Here is a 24,718-nt window from a genome sequence, read left to right on the forward strand (position 1 = left end):
CGAGTACTTATTTTTTGAACTACGCAGCAATGCGTGTGTAAGTTTGCAATTCCGTTTGTTGTATTAATTTGTTTACAGATGCCAATAAGGAAATGTTGCCTAAATACTTTTGTCTTGAACAGAATAATGTTATGTGGGCGCGAATGCACCTGCTTTATGCGAGGGTGTTGACGAGTTGAATAAAAAGAAACCATTTGTAAATGCGAGTTTAACTACCACAAAATTTCTATTATGAATTTTTATTCATAAATTTTGCTTATTAACTCGATAATTAAGTGGGTGAATCGGTTCAGATAATATATTTTTTCGTTTAAATTAGGTTAAAACTACCCCGTGGTGGGTAAATTTAACATTTGTGCATAGTTACATGTTTGAAACGTTATTTCTGTAATGTTGTTAAAATATGCCTCCTTTACTGATTTCAATCAAAACCTGTATGGACAGAAGGTGAATACTTTGTTACTTTAGCGTCAAGAACATGAAATTGGTAAGACCAATTGACTCCGGGCAAATGGCTTAAGACAGGAAATCATGGCCTACAGCAAAATCCGCCAACCAAAACTCTCCGATGTGATTGAGCAGCAGCTGGAGTTTTTAATTCTTGAGGGGACACTTCGCCCCGGAGAAAAACTCCCACCGGAACGCGAGCTGGCAAAACAGTTCGACGTCTCCCGCCCCTCCTTACGCGAGGCGATCCAACGCCTTGAAGCGAAGGGGTTACTGCTTCGTCGTCAGGGCGGCGGCACTTTTGTACAGAGCAGCCTGTGGCAAAGCTTTAGCGACCCACTGGTAGAGCTGCTCTCTGACCATCCTGAATCCCAGTTTGACCTGCTTGAGACGCGCCATGCGTTGGAAGGTATTGCAGCCTATTACGCTGCACTGCGCAGCACGGATGAAGACAAAACGCGTATCCGTGAACTCCACCATGCGATCGAGCTTGCGCAACAGTCCGGCGATCTGGACGGCGAATCCGATGCCGTACTCCAGTATCAAATTGCTGTCACCGAAGCCGCACACAATGTGGTGCTGCTCCATCTGCTAAGGTGTATGGAGCCGATGCTGGCCCAGAACGTTCGGCAAAACTTCGAATTGCTGTATGCGCGTCGCGAGATGCTGCCGCTGGTAAGCAGTCATCGTACCCGTATCTTTGAAGCAATCATCGCCGGGAAGCCTGAAGAGGCGCGTGAAGCGTCTCACCGTCACCTGGCGTTTATCGAAGAGATTTTACTGGACAGAAGCCGTGAGGAAAGCCGTCGAGAACGCGCCTTACGCCGTCTGGAGCAACGAAAGAATTAGTGATTTTTCTGGCAGAACGTTAACCAGAAGATGTTGTAAATCAAGCGCGAACTAAAAGCGCGGCAACTAAACGCAGAACCTGTCTTATTACGCTCTCTGGCGAGAACGTAATGGGACAGGTTCCAGATAACTCAACGTATTAGATAGATAAGGAATACCCCCATGTCAGAACGTTTCCCAAATGACGTGGATCCGATCGAAACTCGCGACTGGCTACAGGCGATCGAATCGGTCATCCGTGAAGAAGGTGTTGAGCGTGCTCAGTATCTGATCGACCAACTGCTTTCAGAAGCGCGCAAAGGCGGCGTGAAAGTAGCGGCAGGTGCAGGGGCCAGCAATTATGTCAACACTATTGCCGTTGAAGATGAGCCGGAATACCCGGGTAATCTGGATCTGGAACGTCGTATCCGTTCTGCTATCCGCTGGAACGCCATCATGACCGTACTGCGCGCGTCTAAAAAGGACCTTGAGCTGGGTGGCCACATGGCATCCTTCCAGTCCTCCGCAACGGTATATGATGTTTGCTTCAACCATTTCTTCCGTGCACGCAACGAGCAGGATGGCGGCGACCTGGTATACTTCCAGGGCCACATCTCTCCGGGTATCTACGCACGCGCATTCCTGGAAGGTCGTCTGACCGAAGAGCAGATGAACAACTTCCGCCAGGAAGTTCACGGCAAAGGTCTGTCTTCCTACCCGCACCCGAAACTGATGCCGGAATTCTGGCAGTTCCCGACCGTCTCTATGGGGCTGGGTCCAATCGGTGCTATCTACCAGGCTAAATTCCTGAAATATCTGGAACACCGTGGCCTGAAAGATACCTCTAAACAAACCGTTTACGCCTTCCTCGGCGACGGCGAGATGGATGAGCCAGAATCTAAAGGTGCGATCACTATCGCGACCCGTGAAAAACTGGACAACCTGGTCTTTGTTATCAACTGTAACCTGCAGCGTCTTGACGGCCCGGTCACCGGTAACGGCAAGATTGTTAACGAACTGGAAGGCATCTTTGCAGGTGCTGGCTGGAACGTTATCAAAGTCATGTGGGGCGGTCGTTGGGATGAGCTGCTGCGTAAAGACACCAGCGGTAAACTGATCCAACTGATGAACGAAACCGTTGACGGCGACTACCAGACCTTCAAATCCAAAGATGGCGCATACGTACGTGAGCACTTCTTCGGTAAATACCCGGAAACCGCAGCCCTGGTTGCTGACTGGACCGATGAGCAGATTTGGGCTCTGAACCGTGGTGGTCACGATCCGAAGAAAGTCTACGCTGCACTGAAAAAAGCGCAGGAAACCAAAGGCAAAGCAACTGTAATCCTCGCCCATACCATTAAAGGTTACGGCATGGGTGACACTGCTGAAGGTAAAAACATCGCTCACCAGGTTAAGAAAATGAACATGGACGGCGTGCGTTATATCCGCGACCGTTTCAACGTTCCAGTGACCGATGAGCAGGTTGAAAACCTGTCTTACATCACCTTCCCGGAAGGTTCTGAAGAGCACACCTATCTGCACGCCCAGCGTCAGAAACTGCACGGCTACCTGCCTGCTCGTCAGCCGAACTTCACCGAGAAGCTGGAACTGCCAGCTCTGGAAGACTTCGGTGCGCTGCTGGAAGAGCAGAACAAAGAAATCTCCACCACTATCGCGTTCGTTCGTGCCCTGAACGTGATGCTGAAGAACAAGTCGATCAAAGATCGTCTGGTTCCGATCATCGCTGACGAAGCGCGTACTTTCGGTATGGAAGGTCTGTTCCGTCAGATCGGTATCTACAGCCCGAACGGCCAGCAGTACACCCCGCAGGACCGTGAGCAGGTTGCTTACTATAAAGAAGACGAGAAAGGTCAGATCCTGCAGGAAGGTATCAACGAACTGGGTGCCGGCGCATCCTGGCTGGCTGCTGCGACTTCTTACAGCACCAACGATCTGCCGATGATTCCGTTCTACATCTACTACTCCATGTTCGGGTTCCAGCGTATCGGCGACCTGTGCTGGCAGGCAGGCGACCAGCAGGCTCGCGGCTTCCTGATTGGTGGTACTTCCGGTCGTACTACGCTGAACGGCGAAGGTCTGCAGCACGAAGATGGTCACAGCCATATTCAGTCTCTGACTATCCCGAACTGTATCTCTTACGATCCGTCTTACGCGTACGAAGTTGCGGTCATCATGCACGATGGTCTGGAGCGTATGTACGGTGAGAAACAAGAGAACGTTTACTACTACATCACCACCCTGAACGAAAACTACCACATGCCGGCAATGCCAGCAGGCGCCGAGGAAGGTATCCGTAAAGGTATCTACAAACTCGAAACCCTCGAAGGTAAGAAAGGTAAAGTTCAGCTGCTGGGCTCCGGTTCTATCCTGCGTCACGTGCGTGAAGCTGCCCAGATCCTGGCGAACGACTACGGTGTGGGTTCTGACGTGTACAGCGTAACCTCCTTCACTGAACTGGCGCGTGATGGCCAGGATTGTGAGCGCTGGAACATGCTGCACCCGATGGAAACGCCGCGCGTTCCGTACATCGCTCAGGTAATGAACGACGCACCGGCAGTAGCATCTACTGACTATATGAAACTGTTTGCCGAACAGGTTCGTACTTATGTACCGGCTGATGATTACCGCGTACTGGGTACTGACGGCTTCGGTCGCTCTGACAGCCGTGAAAACCTGCGTCACCACTTCGAAGTTGATGCTTCCTACGTGGTTGTAGCGGCCCTGGGCGAACTGGCTAAACGTGGCGAAATCGATAAGAAAGTGGTTGCTGACGCAATCACCAAATTCAACATCGATGCAGATAAAGTTAACCCGCGTCTGGCGTAAGAGGTAAAAGAATAATGGCTATCGAAATCAATGTACCGGACATCGGGGCTGATGAAGTTGAAATCACCGAGATCCTGGTCAAAGTGGGCGACAAAGTTGAAGCTGAACAGTCGCTGATCACCGTAGAAGGCGACAAAGCCTCTATGGAAGTTCCGTCTCCTCAGGCTGGTATCGTTAAAGAGATCAAAGTCTCTGTTGGCGATAAAACTGAGACCGGCAAACTGATCATGATTTTCGATTCCGCCGACGGTGCAGCAGCGGCTGCACCTGCTCCGGCAGAAGAGAAGAAAGAAGCGGCTCCGGCAGCAGCACCTGCTGCGGCAGCGGCGAAAGAAGTACACGTACCGGACATCGGCGGCGACGAAGTCGAAGTGACCGAAGTGATGGTTAAAGTGGGCGACACCGTTGCGGCTGAGCAGTCTCTGATCACCGTTGAAGGCGACAAAGCCTCTATGGAAGTTCCGGCGCCGTTCGCAGGCACCGTGAAAGAGATCAAAATCAGCACTGGCGACAAAGTGTCTACCGGCTCCCTGATTATGATCTTTGAAGTAGCAGGCGAAGCTGGTGCGGCTGCCCCGGCGAAAGCTGAAGCGGCTCCAGCAGCAGCTCCGGCTCCGGCAGCCTCTGGCTCGAAAGAAGTGAACGTGCCGGACATCGGTGGTGATGAAGTTGAAGTCACTGAAGTGATGGTTAAAGTGGGCGATAAAATTGCCGCTGAACAATCACTGATCACCGTTGAAGGCGACAAAGCGTCAATGGAAGTTCCGGCGCCGTTCGCGGGCACCGTGAAAGAAATCAAAATCAGCACCGGCGACAAAGTGAAAACCGGTTCTCTGATTATGGTCTTCGAAGTTGAAGGCGCAGCGCCTGCGGCCGCTCCGGCTAAACAAGAAGCGGCGGCTCCGGCTCCTGCGGCGAAAGCTGAGAAGCCAGCAGCTCCAGCTGCAAAAGCGGAAGGTAAATCTGACTTCGCTGAAAACGATGCTTACGTCCACGCGACTCCGCTGATTCGCCGCCTGGCGCGCGAGTTTGGTGTGAACCTGGCGAAAGTGAAAGGTACCGGTCGTAAAGGTCGTATCCTGCGTGAAGACGTTCAGGCTTACGTGAAAGACGCGGTTAAACGCGCCGAGTCTGCACCGGCAGCATCTGCTGGCGGCGGTATCCCGGGCATGCTGCCCTGGCCGAAAGTGGACTTCAGCAAGTTTGGTGAAATCGAAGAAGTGGAACTGGGCCGTATCCAGAAAATTTCTGGGGCGAACCTGAGCCGTAACTGGGTGATGATCCCGCACGTTACGCACTTTGATAAGACCGATATCACCGATCTGGAAGCGTTCCGTAAACAGCAGAACGCCGAAGCTGAAAAACGTAAACTGGACGTGAAATTCACCCCAGTGGTCTTCATCATGAAAGCCGTTGCCGCCGCTCTGGAACAGATGCCGCGCTTCAACAGCTCTCTGTCCGAAGATGGTCAGCGTCTGACCCTGAAGAAATACATCAACATCGGTGTTGCGGTTGATACGCCGAATGGTCTGGTTGTTCCGGTCTTCAAAGACGTGAACAAGAAGAGCATTACCGAGCTGTCTCGCGAACTGACCACCATCTCCAAGAAAGCGCGTGATGGCAAGCTGACTGCTGGCGAAATGCAGGGCGGTTGCTTCACCATCTCCAGCATCGGTGGCCTGGGTACTACCCACTTCGCGCCGATTGTTAACGCGCCGGAAGTGGCGATCCTCGGTGTCTCCAAGTCCGCAATGGAGCCAGTGTGGAACGGTAAAGAGTTTATGCCGCGTCTGATGATGCCGATTTCGCTCTCCTTTGACCACCGCGTAATCGACGGTGCGGATGGTGCGCGCTTTATCACCATCATCAACAACATGCTGTCTGACATTCGCCGCCTGGTGATGTAAGCGAAAAAGCCGGCCCGACGGCCGGCTTTTTTCTGGTAATCTCATGAAGTCAGTGAGGTTATTGTGCGAAAGACAAATCGGTTGCCGTTTGTTGTTTCAAAATTGTTAACAATTTTGTAAAATACGGGCGGATAGAACGACCCGGTGGACGACGGGTATAAATTAAGAGGTCATGATGAGCACTGAAATCAAAACTCAGGTCGTGGTACTTGGGGCAGGCCCTGCAGGTTACTCTGCTGCCTTCCGTTGCGCAGATTTAGGTCTGGAGACCGTCATCGTAGAACGTTACAGCACCCTCGGCGGTGTATGTCTGAACGTCGGCTGTATCCCTTCTAAAGCGCTGCTGCACGTAGCTAAAGTTATCGAAGAAGCCAAAGCGTTGGCTGAACACGGTATCGTTTTTGGCGAGCCGAAAACCGATATCGACAAGATTCGTACCTGGAAAGAAAAAGTTATCACTCAACTGACCGGCGGTCTGGCTGGTATGGCTAAAGGCCGTAAAGTGAAAGTGGTTAACGGTCTGGGTAAATTTACCGGGGCGAACACCCTGGAAGTTGAAGGCGAAAACGGCAAAACCGTGATCAACTTTGACAACGCGATCATCGCGGCGGGTTCCCGTCCGATCGAACTGCCGTTCATTCCGCATGAAGATCCGCGCGTGTGGGACTCCACTGACGCGCTGGAACTGAAAACGGTTCCTAAGCGCCTGCTGGTTATGGGCGGCGGTATCATCGGTCTGGAAATGGGTACCGTGTACCATGCGCTGGGTTCAGAGATCGACGTAGTTGAAATGTTCGATCAGGTTATCCCGGCTGCCGATAAAGACGTGGTTAAAGTCTTCACCAAGCGCATCAGCAAGAAATTCAACCTGATGCTGGAAACCAAAGTGACCGCCGTTGAAGCGAAAGAAGACGGTATCTACGTTTCCATGGAAGGCAAAAAAGCGCCTGCTGAAGCACAGCGTTACGATGCCGTGCTGGTGGCTATCGGTCGTGTACCGAACGGCAAAAACCTCGATGCGGGCAAAGCTGGCGTGGAAGTTGACGACCGTGGCTTCATCCGCGTTGACAAACAGCTGCGCACCAACGTGCCGCACATCTTTGCTATCGGCGATATCGTCGGTCAGCCGATGCTGGCGCATAAAGGTGTTCACGAAGGTCACGTTGCCGCTGAAGTTATCGCCGGTAAGAAACACTACTTCGATCCGAAAGTTATCCCATCCATCGCGTACACTGAACCAGAAGTTGCATGGGTTGGTCTGACTGAGAAAGAAGCGAAAGAAAAAGGCATCAGCTACGAAACCGCCACCTTCCCGTGGGCTGCTTCGGGCCGTGCTATCGCTTCTGACTGCGCAGACGGTATGACCAAACTGATTTTCGACAAAGAATCTCACCGTGTGATCGGTGGGGCGATTGTCGGTACCAACGGCGGCGAGCTGCTGGGTGAAATCGGTCTGGCGATCGAAATGGGTTGTGACGCTGAAGACATCGCGCTGACCATCCACGCGCACCCGACGCTGCACGAGTCCGTCGGTCTGGCTGCCGAAGTGTTCGAAGGTAGCATCACCGACCTGCCGAACCCGAAAGCGAAGAAAAAGTAATTTTTCCAAAATGATAAAAAGCGGCTGAATGGCCGCTTTTTTTATGTGTTTGTTACAAAATAGTGTCAAAATTTGGCAAAAATTAAGGTGAATAGCCGAATTGCCAGAAAATGTTTTTTCCCGTACTGCACGATACGCCCGAACCGCATGAAATCGGCATTCCAAATCAACTTCCTGTTTCACAAGAAATAAATCACCTTATCTTGTCATTAGATGAAACTAATAACCTTCTAAACTAATAGCGTGATAACAAATTGAGAGGGGAAATGATGAAACGTTTTTTCAAAGCAGCAGTAATGACTACCGTGTTTATTTCCGGCATGGCGCTGGCGCAGGATGCCGTCATCCCATGGGCTACCAACAGCGGTGGTACCGAAAGCACGCATATTGCGGCAATGGGACAAAATTTGAATGCGCTGCATCAGCAGATTAGCCAGACACAGGAAGGTGTATGGGCAACAAACTCTGGCAGCATTCGGGCTGACGAAGTAGCACTTACCAGCACTAAGCCAGCGTTTAAAGGTTATCCTGAATTAATGCCGCATCAGAATTAACTCTCCCGCTCACGTCAGACACATCTTCGCTGACGTGAGCGTCTGGGCAATGACGCCAATCCCAAACTACCAGTTCTGGTAGTCATCTTATTGATATTTGCGCTAAAAAAAATTGCGCAACTGCCGATACTTTTTTCGCCATTGTGTGGCTACTGGCCGCGCGCTTAAGAGGCTCTGGACTCTTTATTACACGAAAAAAGGAAAAAACATGTCTTTAAAAAAAATCGCGGTTGTTGGCATGGTTGTCGCGACAATGACCCTGACCGGGTGTGGCGCCATGACCACCGCCGTTAAAAAACGTAATCTTGAAGTGAAAACGCAGATGAGTGAGACCATCTGGCTGGAGCCTTCCAGCGAGAAGACCGTCTACATTCAGGTGAAAAACACTTCCGATAAAGACATGAGCAATCTGCAAACCCTGCTGGCAAATGACCTGTCGGCTAAGGGCTATAAAGTGACCAGTTCGCCGGATAACGCTTACTACTGGGTGCAGGCGAACGTACTGAAAGCGGACAAAATGGATCTGCGCGAAGCTCAGGGCTTCCTGAAGACCGGTTATGAAGGGGCGGCGATGGGGGCAGCTTTAGGCGCGGGGATTACCGCCTATAACAGTAACTCCTCCGGCGCGGCGCTGGGCGTTGGCCTGGCAGCGGGACTGATCGGTATGGCTGCTGATGCGATGGTGGAAGACGTAAACTACACCATGGTCACTGACCTGCAAATCTCCGAGCGCAGCAAAGCGAAAGTGACAACGGATAACGTTGCCGCGCTGCGTCAGGGGACGTCCGGCATCAAGCTGCAAACCAGCACTGCGCAGGGCGATCGCGCAAAATACCAGACTCGTGTTGTTTCAAATGCGAATAAGGTAAACCTGAAGTTCGAAGAAGCGAAGCCGGTTCTGGAAGCGCAACTGGCGAAATCTGTCGCTAACATCCTGTAATTTGTTGCGAGTTGCCGGGGGGCTACGCTTACCCGGCAACTCATCCTTCGACTCTGGGGATTCAGGGCGCGACAGGCTGCCAGGTTTTATCCAGGTGGTAGGCGGTTAACGCCTGTGCTTTTTGCTGCGACTCCTCGCCAAGATCCGCCTGATAGACCTTGTCATCACCGTTAACCATAAAGCTCATCACGCCAGTATGATCGTAGCTAACGGGCCAGGCAACCATCGCAAAGCCGCTGGTTTTGTCGGGAAGAATACGGAAATGATAACCGTGATAGCCTGTACCGGGTTCCTGCGGACTGAAGGCTGGTCCAAGCGGGCTTGGCGCTTCACCGGGTGAAACGGGCCAGTACAGACCATCTTTTTTCCCTTCAGAGCTGACAATCTTTTGTGCGTACGTCTGGTTCATCGCAAAGTAGCTTTGCTGAGCATCGACGTAGGCATGTAACGCCTCGATGGCAGCGAGTTCGTTGCGCCCAATCTCTCGGGTCAGGATCTCTTCGGCCGCTTCCTTAATATCAAATTGCCAGCCAGAGGTGGTTTTAACCACCGGGATCGGCAGTTGCCAGTCGCTGTCTCCGACAACAAGATGCGCGGTATTACCGTCGACAACGGTGTTATGGCGAACCTTCCAGTCGCGCAGGAAGCGGTCTACCGCATCAGGATCGACGCCTTCCGGCGGCAGAAAATCGCGCCAGTTTTCCCCGAGCAGGTTGTTCATCGCACTTTCATTTTGCTCACTAATAGCGTTTGCCAGCGCATCGGTGGCCTGGTCTGGCGTGCTGAAGGATTGCTGCGCCATCGCGGTGGCCGAAACCATGAACAACACCATTCCACTGAGTAGTTTATTTTTCATGTCGGTTCCCTTAACGATGACGGAATTCACGGTGTTCAGCACGACCGCCGGATAGCTGGCGAGATGGCTGGTTGCGGGCGAACTGCCTGCTTTGGGCCCCTCGCTGCTGCTGCGCCTGCCAGCTGGCGGAGCGACTGTCATTGCCGCTCAGCGCATTGGCGCGCGGCTGGCTGGTCCGTTGTTGAAAATTATGTTGCTGTATATTGCGTTGCTGCGCCGGTTGCGTGATCCGTTTCTCCTGGCGCTGGGCGGCAGCCTGGCGATTTTCACGCTGCTGAGTGTTTGCCCGTTGCGCCGTTTGCGGTTTGGTATCGTAACCGCGGTAGTTATTACGCTGAGAAATTTGCTTCAGTTGTTGACTGGATGCCTGACGCTGGGCGTCTCTCGTGCCCGTACGCGCCGTTTGCGGGAATGTTTTCCCCGTTGATTTTTCCATCTGGCTCAGGGCTGCCTGACGCTGGCTATCACGGTTGACCGGTCGTTGCTGGGTTGAGCTTAAGCCCGTTGCCGTGTTAGTGGAGTGAAAGCGGTTATTGAGCTGGCTATTAGGGTACGGCACACCCTCGCGATAGGCCGGGTTGTGCTGCCAGTTACGGTTGGCGTCGGTTAGCCGTTGCCCGCTGATTTTATTGAAGTTATCAACGTTGATATTGATGTTGTTATCGCCGTTGCGGTTATACCCGCCATGGTTATCCCAGTCATCGTGATGATGGTGGTCCCAGTCATCGTCATCATCCCAGTCGATGTTGCTGAAGATGGCATAGGTTGTGGCGACACCGAGGCTGAAGCCTAAACCGTTCACGAAGCTGTTGCCAAACTGCTCGCCGGGCGTTGGCGGCAGATAGGTTGGCGGATAGGCGGTATTGGGCCAGGTGCCGTAAACCGTGTTCGGGTTATAGGTGGGGACGTACACCACCTGTGGATCGGCGGATTCAATTTTGATAATCGTTGGGCTTGTCGTGGCGGTCGTGGTAGTAGAACTGGTTGTTGACTCGCTGGTGACGGTTTTAGCCGGTGCCGCTTTTGTCACAGTAGTGACGGTCTGTTGCGGTGTCGATTGCAACGCCCCGGTTTGTTGCGCCAGCGCGCGCAGGCGTTGTACGGAGTCCATGACGTCTTTCGGTTGCGCAAGGAAAGCGTCACCCAGGCTTTGTACCCACGGCGGATTTTCACCCATCAGTGACATTAACTGTGGAAAGGCAACCAGCGATTTCACGCTGGGATCCCAGGGTTGACCAGCAACGGCCTGAATGGCGGCATCGCCCTGCATTTTGGGATTATCTTTTGACCACTGCGCGGCCTGGATGACGTTAGCCGGATAGGTTGAGGCCATCAAAATTTGTGACAGCAGTGAATCCGGATAGAGCGCGATAGGCGCCACCCACTGATCGATTTGCGCAGCCGAGTATGTCGGCGCGGCAGCAGGCGCAGGTTGGTCAACGGGAGCAGGGGCCGCTACGGGAGCTGGTGCCGGCGTTGAAGGTTGTTGTGCGACGGGGGCCGGCGCAGCGGGCTCCGTTACGCGACTTTTAACGAACATCACGCCAGAGGCGGCAAACAACCCGGCACTGCACAGAAGAACAAGCAGATGTGGCTTAAATGGCAACTTCATAAAATGACTCCAACGAGACAAGCGCTGTGCCGTGAGGCGTTCCTGTTGCCGCGAGTATCATGCACCCGTGTTTGACAGTTTTGACTTTTATTGGGGATTCAGCCGGCAGGTCCGGAAAAAGAGTGTGAGTATTTATTACACAATTATATCTGACGGCTAAAAAAACGCTGGAAAATTCAGCATGTCACGCTTGAAAATCAACCGCTTTACGGCGCCCTTTATCCCTCTGAAATGCGTCCCGCCTCGCCGCTACACCATTCTTAACGATTCAGCCAATTTTTTATGTTGCTTTTTTGTAAACAGATTAACACTTAAAGAAAATCCTGTTATTGTGCCTTATGCGGTACCGGGCATTTACCCTACTAACTACTGTCTCACAGGAGCGTGAAGAGAATCGCCCATCAACAAAAGCGCCGCATTATGACAATGAGAGCGAGGAGATATCGTCGTGCTAGAAGAATACCGTAAGCACGTAGCTGAGCGTGCTGCCCAGGGGATTGTGCCCAAACCTTTAGACGCAACCCAAATGGCCGCACTTGTCGAGCTGCTGAAGACCCCGCCTGTGGGCGAAGAAGAATTCCTGTTAGACCTGTTGATCAACCGCGTTCCTCCTGGCGTAGATGAAGCCGCATATGTTAAAGCCGGTTTTCTCGCTGCTGTCGCGAAAGGCGACACCACCTCCCCACTGGTCACGCCAGAAAAAGCCATTGAACTGCTGGGCACCATGCAGGGTGGTTACAACATTCATCCGCTGATCGATGCGCTGGACGACGCAAAACTGGCGCCGATTGCTGCCAAAGCGCTCTCTTCAACGCTGCTGATGTTCGATAACTTCTACGATGTAGAAGAAAAAGCCAAAGCGGGCAACGAATATGCGAAGCAGGTAATGCAGTCCTGGGCTGATGCCGAATGGTTCCTGAACCGTCCTCAGCTTGCTGAAAAAATTACCGTTACCGTCTTTAAAGTGACGGGTGAAACCAACACTGATGACCTCTCTCCGGCCCCGGATGCGTGGTCACGCCCGGATATCCCTCTGCACGCCCTGGCGATGCTGAAAAACGCCCGTGAAGGCATTGACCCGGATCAGCCGGGCGTCGTTGGCCCGATCAAACAAATCGAAGCATTACAGAAAAAAGGCTACCCGCTGGCCTACGTCGGTGATGTTGTCGGCACCGGTTCCTCCCGTAAATCGGCGACCAACTCCGTACTGTGGTTCATGGGCGATGATATCCCGCATGTGCCGAACAAGCGCGGCGGCGGTCTGTGCCTCGGCGGCAAAATTGCGCCTATCTTCTTCAACACCATGGAAGATGCGGGCGCGCTGCCGATTGAAGTCGACGTGTCGAACATGAACATGGGCGACGTGATTGACGTTTACCCTTACAGCGGTGAAGTGCGCAACCACGAAACCGGTGAGCTGCTGGCGACATTTGAACTGAAAACCGACGTGCTGATCGACGAAGTCCGCGCCGGCGGCCGTATCCCGCTGATTATCGGTCGTGGCCTGACCACCAAAGCGCGTGAAGCGCTGGGTCTGCCGCACTCAGACGTTTTCCGTCAGGCGAAAGACGTGGCGGAAAGCAGCCGCGGCTTCTCTCTGGCGCAGAAAATGGTTGGCCGCGCCTGCGGCGTGAAAGGTATCCGTCCGGGCGCGTACTGCGAACCGAAGATGACTTCCGTGGGTTCCCAGGATACCACTGGCCCGATGACCCGTGATGAACTAAAAGACCTGGCGTGTCTGGGCTTCTCTTCTGACCTGGTGATGCAGTCCTTCTGTCACACTGCGGCGTATCCGAAGCCGGTGGACGTGAACACGCACCACACGCTGCCAGACTTCATCATGAACCGCGGCGGTGTGTCGCTGCGTCCGGGCGACGGCGTTATCCACTCCTGGCTGAACCGCATGCTGCTGCCGGATACCGTCGGTACTGGCGGTGACTCCCATACCCGTTTCCCGATTGGTATTTCCTTCCCGGCGGGCTCTGGTCTGGTGGCGTTTGCTGCCGCGACCGGCGTGATGCCGCTGGATATGCCGGAATCCGTTCTGGTGCGCTTCAAAGGCAAAATGCAACCAGGCATCACTCTGCGCGATCTGGTACACGCCATCCCGCTGTATGCAATTAAACAGGGCCTGCTGACCGTGGAGAAGAAAGGGAAGAAAAACATCTTCTCTGGCCGCATCCTGGAAATTGAAGGTCTGCCGGATCTGAAAGTCGAGCAGGCGTTTGAACTGACCGACGCGTCCGCCGAGCGTTCCGCTGCCGGTTGTACCATCAAGCTGAACAAAGAACCGATTATCGAGTACCTGACCTCCAACATCGTGCTGCTGAAGTGGATGATTGCAGAAGGCTACGGCGATCGTCGTACGCTGGAACGTCGCGTGCAGGGCATGGAAAAATGGTTGGCGGATCCGCAGTTGCTGGAAGCCGATGCTGACGCGGAATACGCGGCGGTGATCGACATTGATCTGGCGGATATCAAAGAGCCGATCCTGTGTGCGCCGAACGATCCGGACGACGCGCGTTTGCTGTCCGACGTGCAGGGCGAGAAGATCGACGAAGTGTTCATCGGTTCCTGCATGACCAACATCGGCCACTTCCGCGCCGCTGGTAAGCTGCTGGATGCGCACAAAGGCCAACTGCCGACGCGCCTGTGGGTGGCTCCGCCGACCCGTATGGACGCGGCGCAACTGACCGAAGAAGGCTACTACAGCGTGTTTGGTAAGAGCTGCGCGCGTATTGAGATCCCTGGCTGTTCCCTGTGTATGGGTAACCAGGCGCGTGTGGCTGACGGCGCAACGGTGGTATCGACCTCTACCCGTAACTTCCCGAACCGTTTAGGTACCGGGGCAAACGTCTATCTGGCTTCTGCTGAGCTGGCGGCGGTTGCGGCGCTGATTGGCAAACTGCCTACAGCGGAAGAGTATCAGACCTATGTGGCGCAGGTGGATAAGACGGCGGTGGATACCTACCGTTATCTGAACTTCGACCAGCTTTCTCAGTACACCGAGAAAGCGGACGGCGTGATTTTCCAGACCGCAGTCTAATGCGCTAACGCGTTTTGTGTAAAAACGCATCAATGCCCGGAGAAGTCTGCTTCTCCGGGCATTTTTATTTCTATTCCTTATACCCGCTACGCTTTTTTTCTGCCGCGCTGCTGCGATAATTACAGCAAGGCGCAATGCGGTATTGGCGCATTGCCGGGAGCAGAGGAAGACATTATGGATTACGAATTTCTGCGCGATATTACCGGAGTGGTAAAAGTGCGTATGTCCATGGGCCACGAGGTGGTGGGGCACTGGTTTAATGAAGAAGTGAAAGAGAACCTGGCCTTACTTGATGAAGTGGAACAGGCGGCGCGTGCGGTTAAGGGCAGTGAGCGCTCCTGGCAGCGAGCAGGGCATGAATACACGCTCTGGCTGGATGGCGAAGAGGTGATGATTCGCGCCAATCAGCTTGAGTTCTCAGGCGATGAAATGGAAGAGGGGATGAGCTACTACGACGAAGAGAGCTTTTCGCTCTGCGGCGTAGAGGATTTTCTGCAAGTGGTCGCGGCGTACCGTGAATTTGTCCATCAATCCTGAGAAATTTCAGATATCAATCAAGCCGGGTGAGACGAACCCGGCTTTTTTTTCATAAAAATGATTATTTGATTTTTATTGATCATTATTAAACTGTGATCTGCCGCGTTTGCGCTTTTATTTTGATTGAATATAATCGTTATGATTTTATTTAATCACAACATAACAACAGGCGGGAAGACCATGAACATCAAGAAGGCAATAGAACGTGTACCCGGCGGCATGATGGTTGTGCCGTTGGTTATCGGTGCCATTATCAACACTTTTGCCCCGCAGGCGTTGCAGATTGGTGGATTCACCACTGCTTTATTTAAAAATGGCGCAGCTCCTCTAATTGGCGCGTTCCTGCTCTGCATGGGCGCAGGGATTAGCGTAAAGGCGGCGCCACAAGCTTTGTTACAAGGCGGTACGATTACGCTGACAAAATTACTTGTCGCCATCGCGATTGGTCTCGGGGTTGAACATCTGTTTGGCGCGGAAGGTATCTTTGGCTTAAGCGGTGTCGCCATTATTGCGGCAATGAGTAACTCCAATGGCGGGCTTTATGCGGCGCTGGTGGGGGAGTTTGGCAACGAACGTGATGTCGGTGCGATCTCTATCTTGTCACTGAATGATGGGCCTTTCTTTACCATGATCGCGTTGGGCGCGGCGGGTATGGCAAATATTCCTATCATGGCGCTGGTGGCGGTTTTGGTACCGCTGGTGGTAGGTATGATCCTCGGTAACCTCGATGCCAATATGCGTGACTTCCTGACCAAAGGCGGTCCGTTGCTCATTCCTTTCTTTGCCTTTGCGCTTGGGGCCGGTATTAACCTGGAAATGCTGCTGCAGGGCGGTCTGGCGGGCATTCTGTTGGGGGTGCTGACCACCTTTGTTGGCGGCTTCTTTAACATTCGCGCCGACCGTCTCGTCGGAGGGAGTGGTATTGCTGGTGCTGCTGCATCCAGTACTGCAGGGAACGCGGTAGCGACGCCGTTGGCGATAGCACAAGCCGATCCATCGCTGGCAGAGGTTGCTGCTGCGGCTGCGCCGTTGATCGCAGCGTCAGTCATCACGACCGCTATTCTGACGCCAATTCTTACCTCGTGGGTGGCGAAAAAGCAGGCGCGCCAGGCAGTTCAGGAGAACAAAGCATGAAAATGATCGTTATCGCCGATGATTTTACGGGGTCTAACGATACCGGCGTACAGTTGGCGAAAAAAGGCGCACGTACGGAGGTCATGCTCACACCTGCGCAGAAACCCTCTCGTCGCGCCGATGTTCTGGTCATCAACACCGAAAGTCGGGCGATGCCTGCAATGCAGGCCGCTGCAGCTGTACAACAGGCGTTAGCGCCATGGTGTGAAGAAGCAGTAACACCGCTGGTATACAAAAAAATCGACTCTACTTTCCGGGGCAATGTCGGGGCCGAAGTCACCTCAGCGATGCGTGCTGCTGGTCGGACGCTGGCCGTGATTGCGGCAGCGATCCCAGCAGCCGGGCGTACCACGCAGGATGGATTATGTCTGGTACATGGCGTGCCGCTGTTGGAGACGGAATTTGCCAGCGATCCAAAAACGCCCATTCACTCTTCTCGTATTGCTGAGCTGATCGCGTTGCAAAGCGATATCCCGGTACATGAGGTGTCGCTATCGGATGTGCGTCGGGGAAGCTTAAGTGCGCTGCTTCGCGCTTTTGCGACAGAAGGCGAATGCATGGTGGTTGTGGATGCAGTGGAAGAGCGAGATCTGTCGCTAATCGCGCACGCAGTCTGCGAACAAAAACAGATGCCGTTATTGGTTGGGGCGGCAGGGCTTGCCAATGCCTTACCTGCCGGAACGTTTATGCAAGAAAAGCAGGCATTACCGGTGCTGGTCGTGGCGGGCTCAATGAGCGAAGCAACGCGACGTCAGGTGGAAAAAGCGTTGTGCCAGGGCCGGGCAACGGTGGTTGAAATCGATGCCGCGCGATTGTCTGCATCGTCATTTGAGCAGGAAATGGCCTCTGTTGTTGAACAGGCTTGCGCGCAGTTGAGCCAGCAACAGCACACGATCTTGCGGACCAGTCGGCGTGCAGAAGACCGGAATATGATCGACTCGCTGTGCGCCAACCTGGGGATGAGCCGGCAACAGTTGGGAGAGCTGCTGAGTCGGCGTCTTGGAGAGATAACATTGCGGATTATTGAGCGGGCGCGTATCGGCGGTTTGTTCCTGACCGGAGGCGATATTGCTACGGCGGTCGCCAGTGCGCTGGGGGCAGAAGGGTATCGCATTCAAAGTGAGGTTGCCCCCTGTATTCCGTGTGGAACATTTGTGAACAGCGAGATTGATGACTTGCCAGTAATCACCAAAGCGGGTGGATTCGGTTCCGACACGACCCTTTGTGATGCGCTTTATTTTATTGAGGAGATGTACCGTGGTAACTAAAACTATTGCGATTACGATGGGAGATCCGGCGGGGATTGGTCCGGAAATTATTGTTAAAGCACTGCGTGAAGATGACCTTAATGGCGCCCCGCTGGTGGTGGTTGGGTGCCTGCAAACTCTGCAGCGATTACAGGCCCAGGGGCTGGCTGAAGGGGTGACATTCCGTGCAATCGAAAAGGTTGCTGATGCCCGATTCGAACCGGGTACGATTCATGTGATTGATGAACCGTTGGCGCAACCCGACGAACTGGTCCCGGGAACAGTGCAGGCGCAGGCAGGCGATCTGGCCTATCGCTGTGTAAAACGGGCGACGGAACTGGCGATGAAGGGCGATGTGCACGCCATTGCGACCGCGCCGTTGAATAAAGAAGCATTACATCTTGGCGGACACAATTATCCCGGACATACGGAACTACTGGCAACGTTGACGGAAAGTCGTGATTACGCCATGGTGCTCTACACCGACAAGCTGAAAGTCATCCATGTTTCCACGCATATTGCTTTGCGCAAATTTCTCGATACGCTCAATGGGCAACGTGTTGAAACGGTGATTGGCATTGCCGATACCTTCCTGAAGCGCGTCGGTTTTGCGCATCCGCGTATTGCCGTCGCGGGGGTGAATCCACATGCCGGTGAGAATGGCCTGTTTGGTGATGAGGAAATCCGCATTGTCGGGCCTGCGATTGAGAATATGAAAGCGAAGGGGATGAATGTATACGGACCGTGCCCGCCGGATACTGTGTTTTTGCAGGCTTATGAAGGCCAGTACGACATGGTGGTGGCGATGTATCACGATCAGGGTCATATCCCGCTTAAGTTGCTTGGTTTTTATGATGGGGTAAATATCACAGCAGGTTTGCCGTTTATTCGTACCTCAGCCGATCACGGTACGGCATTTGATATCGCCTGGACGGGAAAAGCAAAATCTGAGAGCATGGCCGTATCGATCAAACTGGCAATGCAACTGGCGTAATTTACTGTTATGAAAGGCCAACACCGTCTGGATAAGATTGTGGCGTATTTGAAAAATCATACGCTGGTTACCGTGGAGCAACTGGTTGAGGCGGTTGACGCCTCTCCAGCAACAATCAGACGCGACCTCATCAAGCTGGATGAACAGGGCGTGATCAGCCGTAGCCACGGCGGTGTTGCCCTGCGACGTTTTGAAGCGGCGCAGCCGACCACCAATGAAAAGCAACTGCGATCGCCCGCTGAGAAACGGGCGATTGCGCGTTTTGCCGCCTCAATGGTGCATGCTGGCGATGCCGTGGTGCTTGATGCCGGTACCACAATGCTGGAGCTGGCAAAATGTCTGACCCATTTGCCGCTGCGCGTCATTACTGTTGATCTGCATATTGCCCTGTTTTTGTCAGAATTCCGCCAGATAGAAGTGACGATTGTTGGTGGGCGCATTGATGACAGCAGTCAGTCCTGCATTGGTGAGTTTGGACGGAAAATGTTGCGTAGCGTCTATCCCGATATCGCCTTTATGAGCTGTAACACCTGGAGCATGGACAAGGGGGTGACCACGCCAACGGAAGACAAAGCGGGACTGAAGCAAGAAATTATTGCCAATGCGCAACGGAAGGTATTACTGGCGGATAGCAGTAAGTATGGCGCGCATTCGTTATTTAACGTCGCGCCGCTTAGCCGCTTTACTGATATTGTTACCGATGTGAATTTACCGCAAGGCGCAAAGGCTGAATTAAAAGCGCAATCCGTGGCCCTGACGCTGGTACAGCCAGAGTAACGGCGGTGGATTATTTAACGTAAGCCAACAGGCTCAGGGAATCACGCGCCAGCGCTTTGCATTTTTTTGCCGTTGGGATGCCGATACCGCTGAGATCGCGATAGCTGTCCTCACCCAGCGCCTTCATGTTGAAGGTGTCGTAATTACTCAGATCCCACTGGTTTTGCTGGGCAAAAAAGACCAGTGCGCGACGGATCTGCCCATTTGGCAAATTCTGGTATCCACAGTCATTTTTCAGAAAAACAAAAACTGCCGTTAAATCGGCCATATCTTCGGCTTCGGACTCGCTCAGCGCGTAGCTATTTGCGCATACGGCCATCAGGCTGCCGAACAAAACTGTTCTGAAAAACGTCTTCATTGCTTCTACCACTGCATCACGGAATTTAAACGTTAGCACACTGCGAGCGAAGCGACGACCTTTATTATTAGCCGTTTACTTGACCTTCCCGTAAGGGGAAGGCTTATGCTTAAAAGATAGCCTGCTTAAGCTGCTGAATATAAGGAAGTGATTATGCAACGTCGTGACTTTTTAAAGTACTCCGTGGCGCTGGGCGTCGCGTCAGCATTACCTCTATGGAGCCGTAGCGTATTTGCCGCCGACCGTCCGGCATTGCCCATTCCAGACCTGTTAACCGCCGATGCTTCTAATCGCATTCAGTTGATTGCACAAGTCGGGCAGTCGAGCTTTGCAGGTAAAACCGCCACGACGTGGGGATATAACGGCAATTTGCTCGGACCGGCTCTAAAGCTGAACAAAGGGCAATCGGTGACGGTGGATATCCACAACCAGCTTGCCGAAGAGACGACGTTGCACTGGCACGGACTGGAAATTCCTGGTGAAGTTGACGGTGGGCCGCAAGGTATTATCCCGGCAGGCGGGAAACGCTCTGTCACTTTCACCCCGGATCAACGGGCAGCAACCTGTTGGTTCCACCCGCATCAGCATGGCAAAACCGGTCGTCAGGTGGCGATGGGGCTGGCCGGACTGGTGCTGATTGAAGATGAAGAGATTCACAAACTACTACTGCCGAAGCAGTGGGGCATAGATGATGTGCCGGTGATTATTCAGGATAAGCAGTTTTCCGCCGATGGACAGATCAACTATCAACTGGACATGATGACCGCTGCCGTCGGCTGGTTTGGCGATACGCTGCTGACCAACGGCGCGATTTATCCTCAGCATGCCGCGCCGCGCGGTTGGCTGCGTTTGCGCCTGCTGAACGGGTGTAACGCTCGCTCGCTGAATATTGCCGCCAGCGACAATCGTCCTCTGTACGTTATTGCCAGCGATGGTGGACTGTTGGCTGAACCGGTCAAAGTAACTGAACTTCCCATGCTGATGGGCGAGCGCTTTGAAGTGCTGGTGGATGTGAGCGACGGTAAGGCGTTTGATCTGGTCACTCTTCCTGTCAGCCAGATGGGGATGGCGGTTGCGCCATTTGATAAGCCGCACCCGGTGATGCGCGTTCAGCCGCTGCTGATTACCGCTTCCGCAACGCTGCCTGATTCGCTGACATCCATGCCGTCATTGCCGTCACTGGATGGCCTGACGGTGCGCAAACTACAGCTGTCTATGGATCCGATGCTCGACATGATGGGCATGCAAATGCTGATGAAGAAATACGGCGGTCAGGCGATGGCGGGTATGGATCATGGGAAGATGATGGACCATATGAATAATGACAATATGGGCCACGGGAAGATGAATCATGGCAATATGAACCATGGCAACATGGGGAATATGCAGCATGGCAACATGAAGCAGACGGGATCATTTGATTTCCATAATGCCAACCGGATTAACGGTCTGGCGTTTGATATGAATAAACCCATGTTCGCCGCGGCGAAAGGTCAGCATGAGCGCTGGGTGATTTCTGGTCAGGGCGACATGATGCTGCATCCGTTCCATATTCACGGCACCCAGTTCCGCATTTTGTCTGAGAATGGCAAAGCGCCTGCCGCGCACCGCGCGGGATGGAAGGACACGGTACGGGTAGAAGGCGGCGTCAGCGAGGTGCTGGTGAAGTTTGACCACAATGCGCCGAAAGAGCATGCCTATATGGCGCATTGCCATTTGTTAGAGCATGAAGATACCGGCATGATGCTCGGATTCACGGTATAAAAAAAGCCGGGTGGCGGCTTCGCCTTACCCGGCCTGTATGTCGCATCCGTAGGCCCGGTAAGCATAGCGCCACCGGGCTTTTCAGTTATTTAGCCTCTTCCGGCAACGCGTACGCCACGATATAATCGCCCATCTTCGTGCCAAACGACCCGTGACCTCCGGCGGAGATCACCACATACTGTTTGCCATTCACTTCATAGGTCATCGGTGTCGCCTGTCCACCTGCCGGTAGACGACCTTGCCACAATTTCTCACCGTTACTCATGTTGTAGGCGCGCAGATAGTTGTCGGCGGTCGCGGCAATGAACAGCACGTTACCGGCGGTGGAAATAGGCCCTCCCAGCATTGGCATTCCCATATTGAACGGCACCTGAACCGGCATTGGGAACGGCATGCTGTCCTGCGGTGTGCCAATACGTTTTTTCCACACCACTTCATTGGTCTTCAGATCCACGGCAGAGATGTAGCCCCAAGCTGGCTGCTTACACGGCAGGCCAAATGGCGACAGGAACGGATTCAGCGTGACGCCGAACGGCACGCCGTACTGTGGCTGAATCCCTGATTCTGTGCCGGTGCCTTTGGCATCTTTCGGCGGCTCCATCGGATTGCCTGGGCCGCGTGGGATCAGCTTCGATACAAACGGCAAGGCCATCGGGTTGGCAATCGCCACCTGACGGTTAGGATCAACGGAGATGCCGCCCCATTCAAACATCCCCAGGTTGCCGGGGAACACCAGCGTGCCCTGCTCCGAAGGCGGGGTGAAGATGCCCTCATAACGCAGTTGGTGGAACATCACGCGACACACCAACTGGTCGAACATGGTGGCGCCCCACATATCCGCACCGCTCAAATCTTTCTGCGGACGGAAGGTGAGATCGGAGAACGGCTGGGTTTTGCTGACGTAATCACCTTTGGCTGCGCCCTGAGGCACCGGTTTTTCCGGGGCAGGTACCACCAGTTCACCATTACGGCGGTCGAGCACGAAGATGTTACCGGTTTTCGCCGGGGCGTAAATGACCGGGACTTTCTGCCCTTTAACGGTGATATCCGCCAGCGTCGGCTGCGCCGGTAAGTCCATATCCCATAGATCGTGATGAACGGTTTGATAGCTCCAGGCCAATTTCCCGGTCGTGGCATTTAACGCCAGGATGGCGCTGGCATAACGTTCCTGTTCCGGCGTGCGGTTACCGCCCCAGATGTCCGGAGTGGTGACGCCCATGGGCAGATACACCAGATCCAGCTTCGCGTCATAGGCCGCAGGGGCCCAGGAGTTTGGTGAGTTAAAGGTGAACGTATGTTCATCTGACGGGATGAAATTGGGATCTTTGGCGCCTGGGTCGAACGCCCACAGCAGCTTACCGGTATTCACATCGAAACCACGGATAACGCCGGAGGTTTCGCGGGTGGAGAAGTTATCGGTCACCGACCCGGCAATCACGATGGTTTTATCAGTAATGATGGGCGGCGACGTCGGCTCATACAGACCAGGCGTGGTATCCGGCATGTTGGTCTGTAAGTTAAGGATGCCTTTATTGGCGAAGGTTGCGCACAGCTTGCCGGTTTCCGCGTTCAGGGCAAACAGACGGCCATCGTTCACCGGCAGGATGATGCGGCGCGGACAGTCAGCCACCACTTCCGGGCTGGCGTTATCGGCCCGTGCTTCATGATAAGAAACGCCGCGACAGGTCACGTGCTGGAAAGAGGTGTTGGTATTGAGTTGCGGATCGAAATGCCACTTCTCTTTACCACTCGCTGCATCAAGTGCAAACAGACGCTGGTGGGCGGTACACAGATAGAGCGTATCACCAACTTTGATCGGCGTGACTTCATTGGTGATTTCACCCGGATCGTTCGGCTGTTTTAAATCACCGGTACGAAATACCCAGGCTTCTTTCAATTGATGTACGTTGTCGGCGTTAATTTGTTTTAACGGTGAGTAGCGTTGACCTTCCTGATTGCGCCCGTAAGCGGGCCAGTCCTCGTCGGCCACTGGTGAAATTGCTTCGGCCGGGGTGGTATCCGCGCTCAGCGTGCCGTGTACTTCCTGCGGATCGTTGAAACCCGCCCAGGTTAGGATCCCGCCGCTAATCAGTAGTGCGACGACCAGCGCTGTTACCGCACCGCTGGAAGGTACGATGAGATGGCGCCAGACGAACGGCAGAATCAGCCAGATACCGAAGAAGACCAGGATATCGCTACGCGGTGTTAATGCCCAGAAATCAAACCCGACTTCCCATACGCCCCAAATCATAGTGGCGAGAAGCAGGACGGCATACAGCCAAAGCGCGGAGCGTTGACTACGCCATAGCAGGAAGGCCACGCCGAGCATGGCCAGACCCGCAATAGGGTAATACCAGGAGCCACCGATGGCGACCAGCCAGCCTCCGCCAATCAGGAGATAGAGTCCACAAAGTGCGGCGAACAGAGCACTCAGTGTCACGATAAGTCGTTGGGATCGTACGTTGTTATTTGCCATAAAAAATACCATCACAGGTGTTATTTCTTTAATAGCAGTTAATTATAGGAGTTAAAACGCGTGATGATTGTCACACAATGAACTTTATCAACAGATGCCGCGGATGAATGCTTTTGCTGGTATACTGCGTGCCTTGCGCTTAGATGCTCGCTTATTAAAAGTAAGCATTGAGTGATTTGTTTTTAAATCATATGGTTAGAGATATGAAACATACTGTTGAAGTCATGATCCCGGAAGCGGAGATCAAAGCGCGTATTGCTGAACTGGGACGTCAGATTAACGAACGTTATAAGGACAGCGGCAGCGATATGGTGCTGGTTGGTCTGTTACGCGGCTCATTTATGTTTATGGCGGACCTGTGCCGTGAAGTGCATGTCTCCCACGAAGTCGATTTCATGACTGCATCCAGTTATGGCAGCGGAATGTCTACCACGCGTGATGTTAAAATCCTGAAAGACCTGGATGAAGACATTCGTGGCAAAGACGTGCTGATTGTTGAAGACATCATCGACTCCGGCAACACGCTGTCTAAAGTGCGTGAGATTCTGAGCCTGCGCGAGCCGAAATCCCTGGCTATCTGTACGCTGCTGGATAAACCTTCCCGTCGTGAAGTGGATGTCCCGGTTGAGTTTATCGGATTCTCTATTCCAGATGAGTTTGTGGTCGGCTACGGCATTGACTATGCCCAGCGTTATCGCCATCTGCCGTACGTTGGCAAAGTAGTGCTGCTGGACGAGTAATTGGCTGGAGTGCCTGATGGCGCTTCGCTTATCAGGCCTACGGCGCAGGTTTGT

The 24,718-nt window shown here is 53.4% G+C and carries 18 protein-coding genes; 14 read left to right on the forward strand and 4 right to left on the reverse strand.

The window, feature by feature from the left end; genetic code table 11:
• The first annotated feature begins 531 nt into the window (after nt 1–531).
• From pdhR to traT, 6 genes are all read left to right on the forward strand, one after another.
• The gene (gene pdhR / locus FOB24_RS05940; protein WP_003018699.1) at nt 532–1,296 is read left to right on the forward strand and encodes a pyruvate dehydrogenase complex transcriptional repressor PdhR; all 765 of its coding nucleotides are present in this window, start codon (nt 532–534) and stop codon (nt 1,294–1,296) included.
• A gap of 162 nt (nt 1,297–1,458) precedes the next feature.
• Nucleotides 1,459–4,122: a pyruvate dehydrogenase (acetyl-transferring), homodimeric type gene (gene aceE / locus FOB24_RS05945; RefSeq protein ID WP_038637266.1), complete on the forward strand. Its 2,664-nt coding sequence runs from the start codon at nt 1,459–1,461 to the stop codon at nt 4,120–4,122.
• A 14-nt stretch (nt 4,123–4,136) separates the two neighbouring features.
• Nucleotides 4,137–6,029, forward strand: coding sequence for a pyruvate dehydrogenase complex dihydrolipoyllysine-residue acetyltransferase (gene aceF / locus FOB24_RS05950; protein ID WP_038637268.1), 1,893 nt, complete (start codon nt 4,137–4,139; stop codon nt 6,027–6,029).
• A gap of 175 nt (nt 6,030–6,204) precedes the next feature.
• Nucleotides 6,205–7,629 (forward strand): dihydrolipoyl dehydrogenase, encoded by a 1,425-nt coding sequence (lpdA, locus tag FOB24_RS05955; protein ID WP_003018686.1) that lies wholly within the window; start codon nt 6,205–6,207, stop codon nt 7,627–7,629.
• A 269-nt stretch (nt 7,630–7,898) separates the two neighbouring features.
• Nucleotides 7,899–8,183 carry a hypothetical protein gene (locus tag FOB24_RS05960; protein WP_087857670.1) on the forward strand — a complete coding sequence of 95 codons (285 nt, stop codon included), beginning with the start codon at nt 7,899–7,901 and terminating at the stop codon, nt 8,181–8,183.
• A 208-nt stretch (nt 8,184–8,391) separates the two neighbouring features.
• The gene (gene traT / locus FOB24_RS05965; RefSeq protein WP_038637274.1) at nt 8,392–9,123 is read left to right on the forward strand and encodes a conjugal transfer complement resistance protein TraT; all 732 of its coding nucleotides are present in this window, start codon (nt 8,392–8,394) and stop codon (nt 9,121–9,123) included.
• 61 nt (nt 9,124–9,184) lie between these two features.
• Here the strand turns inward: traT and FOB24_RS05970 are convergent, their stop codons facing one another.
• Together FOB24_RS05970 and FOB24_RS05975 are read right to left on the reverse strand one after the other, a co-directional pair.
• Entirely contained in the window at nt 9,185–9,979 is a 795-nt protein-coding gene (locus FOB24_RS05970) for a DUF2950 family protein (protein WP_150344661.1), read from the reverse strand.
• A gap of 10 nt (nt 9,980–9,989) precedes the next feature.
• Complete coding sequence (locus FOB24_RS05975; RefSeq protein WP_137351383.1) at nt 9,990–11,591, reverse strand: DUF3300 domain-containing protein; 1,602 nt, start codon at nt 11,589–11,591, stop codon at nt 9,990–9,992.
• A 448-nt stretch (nt 11,592–12,039) separates the two neighbouring features.
• On the opposite strand from FOB24_RS05975, the gene acnB reads away from it, so the two are divergent.
• From acnB to FOB24_RS06005, 6 genes are all read left to right on the forward strand, one after another.
• Nucleotides 12,040–14,637, forward strand: a complete 2,598-nt coding sequence (acnB, locus tag FOB24_RS05980; protein WP_150344662.1) for a bifunctional aconitate hydratase 2/2-methylisocitrate dehydratase — start codon at nt 12,040–12,042, stop codon at nt 14,635–14,637.
• Nucleotides 14,638–14,811: 174 nt separating this feature from the next.
• Nucleotides 14,812–15,174, forward strand: coding sequence for a protein YacL (gene yacL / locus FOB24_RS05985; RefSeq protein WP_038637284.1), 363 nt, complete (start codon nt 14,812–14,814; stop codon nt 15,172–15,174).
• A 180-nt stretch (nt 15,175–15,354) separates the two neighbouring features.
• Nucleotides 15,355–16,308, forward strand: coding sequence for a 2-keto-3-deoxygluconate permease 1 (locus FOB24_RS05990; protein WP_038637287.1), 954 nt, complete (start codon nt 15,355–15,357; stop codon nt 16,306–16,308).
• The gene (dtnK, locus tag FOB24_RS05995) at nt 16,305–17,576 is read left to right on the forward strand and encodes a D-threonate kinase (RefSeq protein ID WP_085048297.1); all 1,272 of its coding nucleotides are present in this window, start codon (nt 16,305–16,307) and stop codon (nt 17,574–17,576) included. Before FOB24_RS05990 ends, dtnK begins: the two co-directional genes overlap by 4 nt.
• Nucleotides 17,566–18,549, forward strand: a complete 984-nt coding sequence (locus FOB24_RS06000) for a D-threonate 4-phosphate dehydrogenase (RefSeq protein ID WP_085048296.1) — start codon at nt 17,566–17,568, stop codon at nt 18,547–18,549. The genes dtnK and FOB24_RS06000 overlap by 11 nt, the downstream gene beginning before the upstream one ends.
• 9 nt (nt 18,550–18,558) lie before the next feature.
• The gene (locus tag FOB24_RS06005) at nt 18,559–19,326 is read left to right on the forward strand and encodes a DeoR/GlpR family DNA-binding transcription regulator (protein ID WP_038637298.1); all 768 of its coding nucleotides are present in this window, start codon (nt 18,559–18,561) and stop codon (nt 19,324–19,326) included.
• A 10-nt stretch (nt 19,327–19,336) separates the two neighbouring features.
• Here FOB24_RS06005 and FOB24_RS06010 read toward each other — a convergent pair whose 3' ends face one another.
• The gene (locus tag FOB24_RS06010; protein ID WP_003018667.1) at nt 19,337–19,684 is read right to left on the reverse strand and encodes a YacC family pilotin-like protein; all 348 of its coding nucleotides are present in this window, start codon (nt 19,682–19,684) and stop codon (nt 19,337–19,339) included.
• Between the two features lie 153 nt (nt 19,685–19,837).
• Between FOB24_RS06010 and cueO the strand changes: the two genes are divergently transcribed.
• The gene (cueO, locus tag FOB24_RS06015; protein ID WP_087857673.1) at nt 19,838–21,448 is read left to right on the forward strand and encodes a multicopper oxidase CueO; all 1,611 of its coding nucleotides are present in this window, start codon (nt 19,838–19,840) and stop codon (nt 21,446–21,448) included.
• A gap of 85 nt (nt 21,449–21,533) precedes the next feature.
• Here the strand turns inward: cueO and FOB24_RS06020 are convergent, their stop codons facing one another.
• The gene (locus tag FOB24_RS06020) at nt 21,534–23,924 is read right to left on the reverse strand and encodes a glucose/quinate/shikimate family membrane-bound PQQ-dependent dehydrogenase (RefSeq protein WP_150344663.1); all 2,391 of its coding nucleotides are present in this window, start codon (nt 23,922–23,924) and stop codon (nt 21,534–21,536) included.
• Nucleotides 23,925–24,127: 203 nt separating this feature from the next.
• Here FOB24_RS06020 and hpt point away from each other — a divergent pair, with 203 nt between their 5' ends.
• Nucleotides 24,128–24,664: a hypoxanthine phosphoribosyltransferase gene (hpt, locus tag FOB24_RS06025; protein ID WP_042312274.1), complete on the forward strand. Its 537-nt coding sequence runs from the start codon at nt 24,128–24,130 to the stop codon at nt 24,662–24,664.
• The last annotated feature ends 54 nt before the right edge of the window (nt 24,665–24,718 follow it).

Origin of the sequence: Citrobacter werkmanii (assembly GCF_008693645.1) — a bacterium.
In the GTDB taxonomy this organism is placed as follows: domain Bacteria; phylum Pseudomonadota; class Gammaproteobacteria; order Enterobacterales; family Enterobacteriaceae; genus Citrobacter; species Citrobacter werkmanii.